This is a genomic window from Corynebacterium kalidii (assembly GCF_022869005.1).
GTDB classification, from domain to species: domain Bacteria; phylum Actinomycetota; class Actinomycetes; order Mycobacteriales; family Mycobacteriaceae; genus Corynebacterium; species Corynebacterium kalidii.
Window position 1 is genome coordinate 34512 of the sequence record NZ_JALIEA010000005.1, and the last position, 14999, is coordinate 49510.

Below are 14999 nucleotides of genomic sequence, written 5' to 3' on the forward strand. Positions count from 1 at the left end.
CGGGCCCGGCGGGGGTGCTAGACTTCCGGCAGAAGCTAAGTCTCAAGTAAAACTTCAAGGTTTTGGCGTGTTGTCCCGGGAAACCGGTGACCGGATTGCCATAATTGCCGGTGTCGCCGTCACGGCCAGCTGTGGCGGACACCGGTTTCCGACCGGAGCCCGGCAGTGGGAGGGGAACCCGCTGCGGGGGTCCGATGCCGCCGACACCGCCGATCCTGACGAGACGCACCGACGAAGGAAGAACGCCACCACCATGAGAACTGCCGCGAACACCCGCACCGGGAAGTCCCCCGCCACCCGTCCGTCCCGACGGACGTCACGGCGCGTCGGTGCCGCCGTCCTCGCGCTGCCGCTGTCGGTGGCGCTCGCCGTGCCGCTGGCGGCACCGGCCGCCGCCCAGGGCTCCCTGGGAGGAGGTCAGGGTGCCAACGGCACCGGCCTCGGCGACTACCTCGACCCGGACAACGTCCCGGAGCGTCCCGCGCAGGACGTCACCGACCAGGACCTGCCCGGTCTGCCCGAGGGTGTGGACGTCGACCGCGTGGAGTGGCTCTCCGACCGGTGGGCGAACGTCTACATCAACACCCCGTCGATGCCCGAGGGGCCGGTGCTGGTGCAGATCCTCCTGGCCCGTGACTGGTACAGCCAGCCGGACCGCGACTTCCCGTCCGTCTGGGCACTGGACGGTCTGCGCGCCCGCGACGACGAGTCCGGCTGGACGCTGTCGACGAACATCCAGCAGTTCTACGCCGACAAGAACGTCAACGTCGTGATGCCCGTCGGCGGCAACTCCTCCTTCTACACCGACTGGGACCAGCAGCCCGAGCCCGGCAAGACCTACAAGTGGGAGACGTTCCTGACCCAGGAGCTCCCGGCCGTCCTGCGTGAAGGGTGGCGTACCAGCGAGCAGCGCGCCATCACCGGTATCTCCATGGGCGGTACCGCGGCGGTGAACCTCGCCCACCGGCACCCTGAGCTCTTCCAGTTCGTCGGGTCCTTCTCCGGGTACCTCGACACCACCTCGCCGGGCGTGCCCCAGGCGATCAACTACGCCACCAACGACGGCGCCGGCTACGACGCCCAGCGGATGTGGGGCCCGTACGGCTCGCAGCGCTGGAAGGAGAACGACCCGAAGCAGCACGTCGGCGCGCTCAAGGACATGACGGTGTACCTGTCCGCCGGCAACGGCAACGCCGGACCGTACGACCAGCAGGGTCCGATCCCGGGCTACCCGGCGAACCCGGCGGCCTTCGGCCTGGAGGCCATGTCGCGGATGACCACCCAGACCTTCGCCAACGCAGCCAACCGCGCCGGCGTGGACGTCGTCACCAAGTACCGCAGCTCCGGGACGCACGACTGGCCCTACTGGCAGTACGAGATGACCCAGGCGTGGCCCTACATCGCCCAGACCTTCGGCCTGTCCGAGGAGGACCGTGGCGCCAAGTGCGCCGCGGTGGGCAAGATCGCCGAGGCGGAGAAGCGGCAGCGTAGCCAGAACCTGGGCACCTGCACGACCAACGAGTACGACGCCGCCAACGGCGGCAAGGTCCAGGACTTCCGCAACGGCCGGGTCTACTGGAAGAAGGGCGCCGACAAGGCGTGGGCGTCGTGGGGCCGGATCGGCGCCCGCTACTCCGAGATGGGCGGTCCCGGCAGCTGGCTGGGCTACCCCACCGGTGAAGAGCAGTCCGGCCTGAAGGGCGGCGGCATTCTGCAGCGCTTCGAGAACGGCATCGTCTACTGGACGCCGCAGACCGGTGCCGTCGCGGTGAAGAACGACATCGTCGACGCCTGGGGCCGCAGCAAGTGGGAGACCGGCCCCTTCGGTTACCCCGTCGCCGCCGTCGAGCAGGTGCCCGGTGGCGGTGCCGTCCAGAAGTTCCAGAACGGTGTCGCCGTGCGGGACAAGGACGGCAAGGTCCGCATGATCGAGGGCAAGATCGGGGAGAAGTACCTCGAGGCCGGCGGCCCCGCCGACTCGGGTCTGGGCTTCCCGCGCTCCGAGGAGATCAAGGTCAACGGTGGCGCGTTCACCCAGTTCGAGCACGGCAACATCTACTGGTCGGCCTCCAGCGGCGCCCACATCATCCGGAAGGGCCGGATCTTCGACGCCTGGGGCGAGGACCGGTACGAGCAGGGACGTTTCGGCTGGCCCGTCGAGGACCAGCAGGGCATCCCCGCCGGCGGCGAGGTCGTGAAGTTCCAGCACGGTGAGATCCGTGAAGTCAACGGCAACATCCAGAAGGATCCGCGATGAGTGTCTGCACATTCCGCCACGCCCGCGCGGCGACGGCGACGAAGGTCGGTTCGGTGGCGGCGGCCCTGCTGCTGGCCGGCAGCGTGGCCGCCTGCGGCGGCGACTCCACCGTGGACAGTGAGGAGGGGGACGGCGGCGTCCCCAGCGTGAGTTCGTCGGCCGACGGGTCCCCGTCGAAGAGCGACTCGCCGTCCTCGTCCGCCGCGTCGTCCTCGCCGGCCCCGGCGCCGGGCACAGGTTCCGGTGGCGACGCCCCCCGCGACGGGGAGGTCAACGAGGTCGAGGAGCCCGGTGGGGAGGTCGCGCCGCGGACCGCGGAGGACGACGCCTTCCTCGCCGAGCTCAAGGACCGGGAGATCAACCTGGAGGACTCCGCGATCCAGGACCAGGTCATCGCCGCCGCGCGCGAGCAGTGCCTGGCCAAGGAGGAGGGGCGCGAGGGCTTCGCCGTCCCGATGATCGCCGGGCAGCTCGAGGTGCAGGAGCTCACCACGGTGCCCGCCGAGGAGGCGCAGCGGATCATCGTCGAGGCCGCCGAGAAGAACTACTGCGCCTGAGCGGCCGCTCAGGCGCAGATGGTGACCTACCCCTGGGTGACGTCAGTCACCCAGGGGTAGAAATTTATGTCGGCATGTATAAATCCTGAGTCTCGCCACGATGGAGCAGGGGTTAGGTCCCCTGTGTCTTCCGAGGAGAGTCCCCGTGTCCCTGCGCCTGTCCCGGCGTGCCCGGGTCACCGCCACCCTGCTGGCGTGTGCCCTGGTGTTCTCGCCGGCGGTACCGGCAGCCGCCGACCCCGCCGACCCCGCCACGCCCCCTGCCGCACCCGCTGCACCTGACGCACCCGGTGACGCCACCGACGGCCGGGAACGTCCCGACGGAGTGTCCGACGAGGCCGCCGCCGCGGTGGACGCCCCCGCCGACACCGCGCCGGAGGCGTCCCCGCTGGCGTTCATGGACCCCGGTCCGGCACCGGCCCGTGAGCCCCTGTCCGTCACCAGCCAGGATCTGCCGGGCCTGCCCGAGGGCGTGTCGGTGGAGAAGGTCGAGTGGATCACCGACCGCTGGGTGATGCTGCACATCAACTCCGCCGCCATGCCGGGCCAGCCGGTCAAGGTCCAGGTCCACCTGGCGCGCGACTGGTACAGCGCCCCGGAGAAGACCTTCCCGTCGGTCTGGCAGCTCGGCCCGCTCTACAGCAGCGAGGACGAGAGCGCCTGGTCCTACGCCACCGACGCCGTCCGGTTCTACGCCGACAAGAACGTCAACCTGGTCCTGCCCGTCGGTGGCGGCGGGTCGTTCTTCACCGACTGGCAGGCGCCGGACGGCGGGAAGCACTTCCGGTGGGAGAGCTTCCTGACCGAGGAACTCCCCGCGGTCCTGGAGCAGGGCTGGCGCACCAACGACCGGCGTGCGGTCAACGGCCTGTCGATGGGTGCGACCGGCGCGATGATCCTGGCCGGCCGGAACGCGGAGATGTTCGATTTCGCCGCCTCGTTCTCCGGCTACCTCGACACGTCGTCGCCGCTGATGCCCCGCGCCTTCGGCATGATCACGGGCCAGGCCGGCTACGACGCCCGCCGGATGTGGGGCAACTACTATTCGCCGGCGTGGTTCACCCACGACCCGAAGCTGCTGGTGGGCAACTTCCGGCGGGCCGGCACCACGGTGTACGTCGCGGCGGGCAACGGCCTGGCCGGCGCCTGGGACGCCGAGGGCAGTTTCCCCGGCAGCGCGGCGGACATCAACTCCGGTGCCATGGAGGCGGCGTCCCGGGTGACCAGCCAGACCTTCGTGAACTTCGCCCGTGCCGTCGGGGTCGACACCGTCACGAAGTTCCGTCCCAACGGCACCCACATCTGGCCGTACTGGGAGTACGAGATGAAGCAGGCGTGGCCGTACATGGCCGACGCCCTGGGGCTCGAGGAGTCCGACACCGCGGTGCAGTGTGAGGCCGAGGGCGCGTTCGCCGAGGCGGTCGAGCGCTACCGGACGAACCACAACAACTACGACCTCGGCGACTGCATCAGTGGGGTCTACGAGATCCGCGACCGCGGCGGGAAGGTCACCGGCACCGCCCAGGACTTCCGTGGCGGGGTCGTCTACCTCAGGGACGGCGCGGACCCGGACAACGGCGCCGTGGCCACGTGGGGCCGTACCGGTGCGAAGTACCGTGAGCTCGGCGGCCCCAACTCCTGGCTGGGCTACCCGCTGGAGCCGGATTCCTGGGCCCGCGACGGCGGAGCCTGGGCACGGTTCGAGCACGGCTACATCTACTGGTCACGGGTCCAGGACGGCCGTGGCCCGGTCACGGTGAAGCAGGACATCATCGACGCCTGGGGCCCGACGAACTGGGAGTACGGCCCGTGGGGCTACCCGGTCGCGCCGGAGGAGGACATCACCGTCGCCGGACGGACCGGCCAGGTGCAGCGCTTCGAGCACGGCGTCGCCGTGCGCACCCCGGACGGTGACGTGCGGATGCTGCACGGGGCGATCGCCGAGCGGTACCTGGGCCTGGACGCGCCGGTGCGGGACGGGCTGGGTTTCCCGGTGGGCAATCACAGTGCGACGTCCACCCCGGGCCATTTCACGGATTTCGAGCACGGTGTCATCTACTGGTCGCAGGACCACGGGACCGCGCTGATCCACCACGGGCCGCTCTTCGACGCCTACCGGGAGCAGGGCTTCGAGGGCGGTGAGCTGGGCTTCATCCTCGGCGACGAGACCGTGCACCCCGACGGCTCCCGGTCCGTGCGTTTCGAGGGCGGTACGCTCGTCCAGGACGCCGACGGGACGGTCCGCCGGGACTGACCGACGGGACGGTCCGCCGGGACTGACCGCCGCGCCCGGTCGGCAGGCTGCTAGATCCGGGCTGCCAGATCACTGCCAGGAACACCGGGTACTCTGACTGGCCATGAGAAAGTTCCTCACCGTCGTGGCGGCCCTCGTCCTCGCCGTCGTCCTGGTCATCGGCATCGGCCAGTGGGTCAACCGCGGGCCCGACGACTCCGCCGGGCCCGGACCGGGGCCGGGCCCGACCCGGACCACCGATCCCGAACAGCCGGCGACCTGCCCGGACTACCAGCTCTTCGCCGCCCCCGGCACGTGGGAGTCGACGCCGGAGGACGATCCGATCCACCCGTCGTCGCGACCCCACTCCCTGCTGCTCAACGTCACCCGGCCGTTGCAGGAGGAGTTCGGCGACGGGGTCGACGGCGGCCAGCTGAAGACCTGGACGCTGCCCTACGCCGCGCAGTTCCGCAACATCCAGGCCCTGCGGGAGATGTCCTACGACGACTCCCGCAACCAGGGCTACGCCAGGCTCGAGGGGGAGATGACCGCGGTGCACGAGAGCTGCCCGGCGACCCGCATGATCCTCGTCGGGTTCAGCCAGGGCGCGGTGCTCACCGGTGACCTCGCCACGGCCATCGGCAACGGCCACTCCACCGTGCCCGCCGACGCCGTCGCCGGCGTCGCCCTGATCGCCGACGGCCGACGCGAGGACGGCAAGGGCAACCTCATCGGGAGCCCCGACGTCACCGGCATCGGCGCGGAGATCGCGTTGAGCCCCGTCGGCGCGCTCGTCGCGCCGATCGTGCCGGGCGCGTCCATGCGGGGGCCGCGTCCTGAGGGCTTCGGCGCCCTGCAGGACAACACCCTGCAGTTCTGCGCCCCGGCTGACCTGGTGTGCAGCGCGCCGCGCGACATCGGCAACGCCGTGCAGCGGGCCAACGACCTCATCGACGCCAACAAGGTCCACGCCGAGTACTCCAGCAACGGCACCGTCGTCGAGGGCGGCACCGTGCCGGAATGGATCAACAACTGGGTCCGCGACATCATCGCCGAGGGCCGGTAATTCCCGCGGCGGGGTGGGCGAGACGATAGAATCCACGTGAGTTCTTTGCAGAAACCACGTACGACGACCGCTACCCACACAGTAATGAGGGATACCTGATGGACATCAGCGCCGCGATGGCACAGTTCTACGACGACAAGGGCGAGATCGCGATCCCGGACCAGCTCTCGCTCTCGGCCATGTGCGAGATGCTGTACACGATGGCACAGATGGAGGGTGCGGTGGACACCCCGCTGATCACCTTCCACGACTTCAGCGGTGGTGCCGAGGGGCAGGCGGTGACCTGGACCCGTGCCGAGGTCAACACTCGCATCAAGGCCGTGTGCGTCCGGCTTCAGCAGGTCACCGAGCGCGGTGACCGGGTGGCGATCCTCGCCAACAACAGCCCCGAGTACCTCTTCGGGTTCATGGGCGCCCTCTACGCCGGTACCGTGCCGGTGCCGCTCTACGACCCCACCGAGCCGGGCCACGCCGACCACCTGTCGGCGGTCCTGGAGTCGTCCACGCCCACCGTGGTGCTGACGAACAAGACCTCGGCCGGGCACGTGCGCAGCCACTTCTCCTCCCTCCCCTCGTCGGAGCGTCCCCGTGTGCTCACGGTCGACGCCCTGCCGGACTCGCTGGCCGAGGACTGGCAGAACCCGATGATGGCGATGATGGAGCACCCGGAGCTGGCGCCGAAGTCGGGCGACCCGGCGTTCCTCCAGTACACCTCCGGGTCCACCCGCACGCCCGCCGGCGTGGTGCTGACCCACCGCAGCATCGTGACCAATGTGCTGCAGGTCTTCCAGGCCGCCCAGCTGAAGACCCCGCTGCGGCTGGTCAACTGGCTGCCCTTCCACCATGACATGGGCATCATCCTGTCGTCGTTCGTGCTGATCCTGGGGATCCCGCAGGACATCATGGCCCCGCGCGACTTCATCCAGGACCCCGGCCGGTGGATCGGCCAGCTCGCCGACCGCGGCGACGGCGTGAACGTCTACTCCGGTGTGCCGAACTTCGCCCTGGAGCTGGCCTCCCGCTACGCCGACCCGGCGAAGCGCTCCGACCTGGCCGACGTCGACCTCAGCCACGTCGAGGGCATCATCAACGGCGCCGAGGCCGTCAGCCTGCAGTCCGTGGACCGGTTCTGCGACGTCTTCGAGCCCTTCGGCTTCCGCCGCTCCACGATGCGCCCGTCCTACGGCCTGGCCGAGGCGACGGTGTTCGTCACCACCCCGCAGACCGAGGAGCGTCCGAAGCTGCGCGTCTTCGACCGTGGGCAGCTGGCCGAGGGCCGGGCCGTGGAGGTCTCCGGGGACGACACCGCCAACGCCGTGCCGATCATGAGCGTCGGTGAGCCCGGCCCCTCCCTCTTCATGCCCATCGTCGACCCCGCCACCGGTGAGGAGCTCGCCGAGGGGTCCGTCGGCGAGGTGTGGCTCCACGGCGGCAACATCGCCGCCGGCTACCTCGACCGCGAGGAGGACACCACCGAGACCTTCCGCAACGTCCTGCCCGTGGACAAGCGTCTCGCCGAGAACTCCGCCGCCGAGGGCGCCCCGGAGGACAACTGGCTGCGCACCGGCGACCTCGCGGTCGTCGTCGACGGGCAGCTCTACATCACCGGCCGGATCAAGGACCTCGTCGTCGTCGCGGGTCGTAACCACTACCCGCAGGACATCGAGGCCACGGCCGCGGACGCCACCGCGGGCCACGTCCTGCCGGGCGTCCTCGCCGCCTTCGCGGTCGCCGGCGACCTCGTCGACAACGCCGGCGACGACTCCGGCTCCGAGCAGCTGGTCGTCGTCGCCGAGCGGGACCCCGAGGCACCGGCCGACGGCGACGCCGACGCCGTGGCGAAGATCAGGGCGGCGGTCACCGCGACCCACGGTGTCCAGCCCGCCGACATCCGCATCGTCGACGAGGGCACGATCCCGCGGTCCTCGGCGAACAAGATCGCCCGACGCGTCTGCGCGAAGGCCTATCTCGACGGTCGGTTCAACCGGTAGTCGACTACAGTGAGACTTCTGTAGCGTGGCGACGGCCACCGTCGATCTTATGTTGATGGTGGCCGTCGCACCCGTTCCGGCCGCCCCTCCACTGTCCGTCATGAGTAAGGATGAACTACTCCGAAATGTCTGAAACGTCTGGAACCCCCGGGAACGCGAATCCGTCAGCCGCCGCGCCGGCACCGACCACGGCCGCCGGCATGCGCGGCTGGCTGCGGGACTGGGTGCAGTCCACGACCGGTCTGGATGCCGCCGACATCACCGACGACCGGCCCATGGAGGAGTTCGGGCTGTCCAGCCGTGACGTGGTGGTCCTCTCCGGGCAGCTGGAACGTCTCACCGGGGTGGCCCTCGACGCGACGGTGGCCTACGAGTACAACACCATCGCCGCGCTGGCGAGCTTCGTCATGGCCGGTGGCGCGCGTGCGTCCCGCGCCGTGTCCGACGGGCGCCGGGACGGCCGGGACGACGGCGCACAGGGCAGCGGGCTGAGCCCGCAGGACCGTCAGATCGCGGTCGTCGGCATGTCCGGGCGCTACCCGGGCGCCGACGACGTCGACGGCATGTGGCGCATGTTCGAGCAGGGCCGCAGCGGCGTCGGCGAGCTCCCCGAGGGCCGGTGGAGCGAGTACGCCGACGACCCCGAGATGTCCCGCCGCATGTCCGAGGCCGTCCTCACCGGCGGCTACATCGACGACATCGCCTCCTTCGACGCGGAGTTCTTCGGGCTGTCGCCGGTGGAGGCGGCGAACATGGACCCGCAGCAGCGCATCCTGCTGTCCCTGACCTGGGAGGCGCTGGAGAACGCCGCCATCCCGGCCAACCGGTTGCGCGGCCGTGACGTGGGGGTGTTCATGGGCACCTCGAACAACGACTACGGCATGCTCATCACCGCGGACCCGTCCGAGGCACACCCGTACGCCCTGACCGGCAACTCCACCTCGATCATCGCCAACCGCATCTCCTACGCCTTCGACTTCCGCGGCCCCTCCGTCGCGCTGGACACCGCCTGCTCGTCCTCCCTCGTGGCGATCCACCAGGCGGTGCGCTCACTGCGCGACGGCGACTCCTCCGTCGCGGTCGCCGGCGGGGTGAACCTGCTGGCGACCCCCTTCGCCACCGTCGCGTTCTCCGAACTCGGGGTCCTGAGCCCCACCGGCGGGATCCGTGCGTTCTCCGAGGACGCCGACGGCATCGTCCGGTCCGACGGCGCCGGCGTCGTCGTCCTGAAGCGGTTGTCGGACGCCCGACGTGACGGCGACGACGTGCTTGCGGTCATCGCCGGCTCGGCGGTGAACCAGGACGGCCGTTCCAACGGACTCACCGCACCGAACCCCGAGGCCCAGGCAGCCGTCCTCGAGTCCGCCTACGCCGACGCCGGCATCGACCCGTCGCGGGTGGACTACGTCGAGGCGCACGGCACCGGCACCATCCTCGGCGACCCGATCGAGGCCGGCGCGCTGGGCCAGGTGCTCGGTGCCGGCCGCGACGTGGCTTCGCCGCTGCTGCTCGGCTCGGCGAAGACGAACTTCGGGCACACCGAGGCCGCCGCCGGTGTCGCCGGGGTGATCAAGGTCGTCGCGGCGATGCGCCACGGCGTGCTCCCGCCGACGGTGAACTTCACCGGCCCGAACCCGTACATCGACTTCGACCGCGAGCACCTCGAGGTCGTCGAGGACCCGCGTGAATGGCCGGAGTACTCCGGTGCGCCGGTCGCCGGTGTCTCCGGGTTCGGCTTCGGTGGCACCAACGCCCACGTCGTCCTTGTCGCCCCCGAGGGGGCCGCCCCGGCCGAGGAGGCCACCCCGTCTCTGCCGGACGCCTTCGACTGGGCCGGGGTGCAGGAGAGCACCGACGGTGCCGACGGTTCCGCCGGGGGGCGCCCGCTGCCGCGTCTGCTCCCGGTCTCGGGCCTGCTGCCGTCGCGCCGTCGGACCGCTGCCGCCGACCTGGCGTCGTGGCTGGAAGGAAGGTCCGGACAGGCGGTGCTCGCCGGGGCCGCCGCGGTGCAGGGCAACCGGAACCACGCCCGGTCCCGCGGCCTGGTCCTGGCACACGACACCGCCGAGGCGGCCGCCGGCCTTGCCCGGTTGGCCGAGGGCCGCAAGGGCGCCGGGATCAGCGTCGCCGACAGCCCCGAGCGGGAAGGCGCGGTCTGGGTCTACTCCGGGTTCGGCTCGCAGCACCGCAAGATGGGCAAGGAGCTCTACACCCTGTCGCCGCTCTTCGCCGCACGGCTCGACGAGGTCGACCGGGTGGTGCGGCAGGAGGCCGGCTACTCCGTGGTCGAGATGATGCTCGACGACGCACAGACCTTCGGCACCGAGACCGCCCAGGTGGGCATCACCGCCATCCAGATCGCCCTGACCGACCTGATGACCGGCCTGGGTCTGCGTCCCGCGGCCGTCGTCGGTCAGTCGATGGGTGAGATCGCCGGGGCCTACGCCGCCGGTGGGCTGTCCATGGAGGACGCGGTGACCGTGGCCTGCCACCGCGCGCGCCTCATGGGCGAGGGCGAGACCCTGCTGCCCGAGGACCGGCAGGGCGCGATGGCCGTGGTGGAACTCGGGGTAGAGGACCTCGTGGAGTTCCAGAAGGAGCACCCGGAGTTCGCCGCCGTGGAACCGGCGGTGTACGCCGCGCCGGGGATGACCACCGTCGGCGGGCCGGCCCAGCCGGTCGCCGACCTCGTCGCCCACCTGGAGGGCGAGGGCAAGTTCGCCCGCATGCTCAAGGTGAAGGGTGCCGGGCACACCAGCATGCTCGACCCGATCCTCGGTGAACTCCACGCCGAGATCAGCGGGATCACCCCTCTGCCGATCCACACGCCGGTCTACAGCAGCGTCGACCGTGGCGTCACGTACCGTCCGGGCGCGGTGGTGCACGACGCCGACTACTTCCTGCGGTGCACCCGGCACCCGGTGTGGCTGTCGGACGCCACCGGCACGCTCTTCGACGAGGGCTTCCGCACCTTCGTGGAGTTCTCCCCGAACCCGGTTGCGCTCATGCCGATGATGAACACCGCCTTCGCCCACGACGCCGGTGAGTCGAGCCTGATGTACCTGCTCAAGCGCAAGGAGCCGAGCATCGACACGCTCCTGGCCACCGTGGGTGAGCTGTACGTCCGTGGCGCCGACGTGGACTTCCGCCGGCTCAACGCCGTCGACGGCCGCCCGGCGCTGCCCGGTCGCGCGGTGGCGGGCATCCCCGGGGTGCACTGGAACCTGCAGCGGTACTGGACCGCCGCACGCCCCGGCGGCGGATCGGTCCGTGGCCTCCCGGGGCGCCGGGTGGCGTTGCCGGACGGCCGGACGGCGTTCGCCGTCTCCGCGGCGGAGGTACCCAGCGTCGACGCCGTCGCCGAGGCGGCTGCGCGCGCGGTCGTCCCGGACGCGGTCCTCGCCGCGGTGGAGACCCACGGCACCCTGCCGACCGACGGTGAGGTGACCACGCTGGTCACCCGCACCCTCGGCGGACTGAGCGTGCACGTCCACGCCATGGACGGCGACCGGGGCGAGTCCCGCCTGGCGGGCGAGGCTTTCGCCGCGTCGCCGACCACCGGGGCCGCCGCCGCTGAGTCCCGCGCGGTGCAGGAGGCACAGGAAGGGCAGGCCGCCGGCGACGCAGCGGCCCAGGTGGCCCAGGCGGGGCAGGCCGGGCAGGCCGGGCAGCAGCCCGGACGCAATGCTCTGCCGTCGGTGGACACCGACGCCGAGCGGTGGGACCCGGAGTCGGGGGAGACCGTGGCCGACCGGCTGCGCAGCATCGTCTCCGAGTCCATGGGCTACGACATCGACGACCTGCCCGGTGAGCTGCCGCTGATCGACCTTGGCCTGGACTCGTTGATGGGCATGCGCATCAAGAACCGGGTGGAGTACGACTTCGCCCTGCCCCCGCTGAACGTGCAGGCACTGCGCGACGGTTCTGTGGACGAGGTCATCGCGTTGGTCGAGCAGATGGTGCACGAGCAGCAGGACGGGGAAGCCGCCGACGCCGGCGCCGCTGCGGAACCTGCCGCCGCCGACTCGACGTCGCGTCCGGAGCGCACCGGCGAGACCGCCGGTGCCGGTGAGGGCGTCGGTGTGGCGCCGCGCGACGCCTCGGAACGTATGGTCTTCGGCACCTGGGCCTCGCTCACCGGTGTGGCCCCGGCCGGGGTGACCAGCACCCTGGCACCGGTCGACGGCCCCACCGCCGCCGCCGTCGCCGCCCGGCTGAGCGAACGCTCCGGGGCGGAGATCACCCCGGAGCAGGTCAGCGCGGCCCGGACCCTGGAACCGTTGGCGAACCTGGTCCGTGACGTCTTCGAGACCTCCGTCGACGGGAACATCCGGGTCCTGAGGGCCCGTCCCGAGGGCTCGGAGAGCCCCGCGGTGTTCCTCTTCCACCCCGCCGGTGGTTCCAGCGTGGTCTACGAGCCGTTGACCCGCCGGCTGCCCGCTGACGTCCCCGTCTACGGCGTCGAGCGGCTGGAAGGCTCCCTCGACGAGCGGGCGGACGCCTACGTCGCCGACATCACCGCGCTGGCGGAGGGCCGACCCGTGGTCCTGGGCGGCTGGAGCTTCGGCGGTGCACTGGCCTTCGAGGTCGCCCACCGGCTGGAGACCTCGGGCGAGGTGACCGTGGGACACCTGGAACTGCTCGACCTGGTGCGTCCAACGACCCCGGCGCCGGACACCACGGAGGAGATGCACGCACGGTGGGACCGCTACTCCGCCTTCGCGAAGAAGACCTACGGCATCGACATGCCGGTGCCCCACGACCTGCTCGACAGCCAGGGTGAGGAGGCGCTCATCGGGATGATGACGATGTTCCTGCAGAACACCGACGCCTCCTCCCACGGCCTGGCCGCCGGGGTGCTGGAGCACCAGCGGGCCAGCTTCGTCGACACCCGGATCCTCAACACGCTGGACTTCGAACGGTGGTCGCAGGTGACCGCACCGGTGACCCTCTTCAAGTCGGAGGGCATGCACGACGGCGCGATCGAACTGGAGCCGTCCTTCGCCGACATCCCCGCCGACGGCGGGTGGGACGGTGTCGTCGACGACCTGGAGCTCGTCCAGCTCGCCGGCGACCACCTGGCCGTCCCGGACGAACCGGCCATCGGCATCGTCGGTGCCCGGATCACCGAGCACCTGCGCGACCTCTCCGAGCGGAACCGGGTGCGATAGCGTGGGACCCATGACAGGAACACCGGAACACCCCTGGTTCGGCGACGAGACCGCCGCCGCGGAACGCACCGCCCCCGGTACAGGACGGTCCACCGCCGAGAAACTGGAGGACCTGCACTCCAGGCTGGAGGAGGCCCAGGACCCGGGCAGCGAACGCGCCCGGCAGAAACGTGACGAGGAAGGCCGGACCACCCCGCGCCAGCGCATCGACGCGCTGCTGGACGAGGGGTCGTTCACCGAGATCGGCGCCCTCGGACGCACCCCCGGCACTCCGGACGCCCCCTACGGCGACGGCGTGGTGACCGGCTACGGCCGTGTCGACGGGCGCCCCGTCGCCATCTACGCCCACGACAAGACCGTGTACGGCGGTTCGGTCGGCGAGACCTTCGGCAAGAAGGTCTGCGAGGTCATGGACATGGCCACCCGGATCGGCTGCCCGGTCATCGGCATCAACGACTCCGGCGGCGCCCGCATCCAGGACGCGGTGATGTCGCTGGCGATGTACTCGGAGATCTCCCGGCGCCAGCTGCCGTTGTCGGGGCAGTCGCCGCAGATCTCCGTCCTGCTGGGTAACTGCGCCGGTGGCGCGGTATACGCCCCGGCGACGACGGACTTCCTGGTGGCCGTAGAGGAGCAGACGACGATGTTCGTCACCGGCCCCCAGATCATCGAGTCCGTCACCGGCGAGAAGATCAGCATGCAGGACCTCGGTGGCGCCCGGGTCCAGGCCGCCAACGGCAACATCAGTTACGTCGGTGCCGACGAGGACGACGCCTTCAGCTACGTCCGCGAGCTCCTCGCGCACCTGCCGAGCAGCGCGTTTGAGCCCACGCCCCACGTCCCGGCACCGCCGGACGCCCTGGACGACCGGGACGCCGAACTCGTGGGCCTGATCCCGGACGACCCGAACTCCGGGTACGACATGATGGACGTGCTCACCCGCATCTTCGACGACGAGGACGTCCTGGAGGTCCAGCCGGACTACGGCCAGAACGTGATCACCGCCTTCGCCCGTATCGACGGACGTTCCGTCGGAGTCGTCGCCAACCAGCCGATGTCGCTGGCCGGGTGTCTCGACGCCGAGGCCGCCGACAAGGCGTCCCGGTTCATCCGGATCTGCGACGCCTACAACGTCCCGCTGGTCTTCGTGGTGGACACACCCGGCTACCTGCCGGGCGCGGAACAGGAGAAGCTGGGGCTGATCCACCGCGGTGCCCGGCTGGGCTTCGCGATGGTGGAGGCGACGGTGCCGAAGATGACCGTGGTGGTGCGCAAGGCGTTCGGCGGCGGGTACGCGGTGATGGGGTCGAAGAACCTCGGTGCGGACGTGAACCTGGCGTGGCCGACCGCGCAGATCGCCGTGATGGGTGCCGAAGGCGCCGCGGTGATGATCCAGGGCCGTCAGCTCGCGGCTCTGCCGGAGGAGCAGCGACCGGCCGCGAAGAAGATGTTCATGGACTTCTACAACGCGAACATGACCAGCCCGTACGTCGCCGCGGAGCGCGGCTACGTCGACGAGATCATCGACCCCTCGCAGACTCGCCTGCGGCTGCGTCAGTCCCTGCGGCTGCTGCGGGACAAGCGGGTGCTGGAGCCGGAGAAGAAGCACACCATCATGCCGATGTGAGTGGCCCCGCCGCCCACCCGCACCGCGCGCACGGGAAGACCCCGGACAGTTGCACTGTCCGGGGTCTTCGTCCGTCTGGGCCGCGTCGTGGGGACGA

At 70.7% G+C, this 14999-nt stretch carries 7 protein-coding genes; all 7 read left to right on the forward strand.

Annotated elements, in window-relative coordinates; translation table 11 throughout:
• The first annotated feature begins 253 nt into the window (after positions 1 to 253).
• The 7 genes from MUN33_RS00275 to MUN33_RS00305 all read left to right on the forward strand — a co-directional run bounded on the left by MUN33_RS00275 (position 254) and on the right by MUN33_RS00305 (position 14902).
• Entirely contained in the window at positions 254 to 2257 is a 2004-nt protein-coding gene (locus MUN33_RS00275; RefSeq protein ID WP_244802911.1) for an alpha/beta hydrolase-fold protein, read from the forward strand.
• Positions 2254 to 2814 carry a DUF732 domain-containing protein gene (locus tag MUN33_RS00280; protein ID WP_244802912.1) on the forward strand — a complete coding sequence of 187 codons (561 nt, stop codon included), beginning with the start codon at positions 2254 to 2256 and terminating at the stop codon, positions 2812 to 2814. Before MUN33_RS00275 ends, MUN33_RS00280 begins: the two co-directional genes overlap by 4 nt.
• Before the next feature lie 145 nt (positions 2815 to 2959).
• A complete protein-coding gene (locus tag MUN33_RS00285) occupies positions 2960 to 5068 on the forward strand; it encodes an alpha/beta hydrolase-fold protein (RefSeq protein WP_244802913.1) in 2109 nt (702 codons plus the stop codon).
• Positions 5069 to 5171: 103 nt separating this feature from the next.
• Positions 5172 to 6113 (forward strand): cutinase family protein, encoded by a 942-nt coding sequence (locus MUN33_RS00290; RefSeq protein ID WP_244802914.1) that lies wholly within the window; start codon positions 5172 to 5174, stop codon positions 6111 to 6113.
• Between the two features lie 98 nt (positions 6114 to 6211).
• On the forward strand, positions 6212 to 8104 hold the full coding sequence (locus tag MUN33_RS00295) for a FadD32-like long-chain-fatty-acid--AMP ligase (protein WP_244802915.1): 1893 nt from the start codon (positions 6212 to 6214) through the stop codon (positions 8102 to 8104).
• A gap of 125 nt (positions 8105 to 8229) precedes the next feature.
• The gene (gene pks13, locus MUN33_RS00300) at positions 8230 to 13275 is read left to right on the forward strand and encodes a polyketide synthase Pks13 (RefSeq protein ID WP_244802916.1); all 5046 of its coding nucleotides are present in this window, start codon (positions 8230 to 8232) and stop codon (positions 13273 to 13275) included.
• Between the two features lie 10 nt (positions 13276 to 13285).
• Positions 13286 to 14902 (forward strand): acyl-CoA carboxylase subunit beta, encoded by a 1617-nt coding sequence (locus MUN33_RS00305; RefSeq protein WP_244802917.1) that lies wholly within the window; start codon positions 13286 to 13288, stop codon positions 14900 to 14902.
• Positions 14903 to 14999: the final 97 nt, after the last annotated feature.

Bases quoted from the DNA above. Each gene is read 5' to 3' on its own strand.
- MUN33_RS00275 (WP_244802911.1), top strand. From the start codon at position 254: ATGAGAACTGCCGCGAACACCCGCACCGGGAAGTCCCCCGCCACCCGT.
- MUN33_RS00280 (WP_244802912.1), top strand. From the start codon at position 2,254: ATGAGTGTCTGCACATTCCGCCACGCCCGCGCGGCGACGGCGACGAAG.
- MUN33_RS00290 (WP_244802914.1), top strand. From the start codon at position 5,172: ATGAGAAAGTTCCTCACCGTCGTGGCGGCCCTCGTCCTCGCCGTCGTC.
- MUN33_RS00295 (WP_244802915.1), top strand. From the start codon at position 6,212: ATGGACATCAGCGCCGCGATGGCACAGTTCTACGACGACAAGGGCGAG.
- pks13 (WP_244802916.1), top strand. From the start codon at position 8,230: ATGTCTGAAACGTCTGGAACCCCCGGGAACGCGAATCCGTCAGCCGCC.
- MUN33_RS00305 (WP_244802917.1), top strand. From the start codon at position 13,286: ATGACAGGAACACCGGAACACCCCTGGTTCGGCGACGAGACCGCCGCC.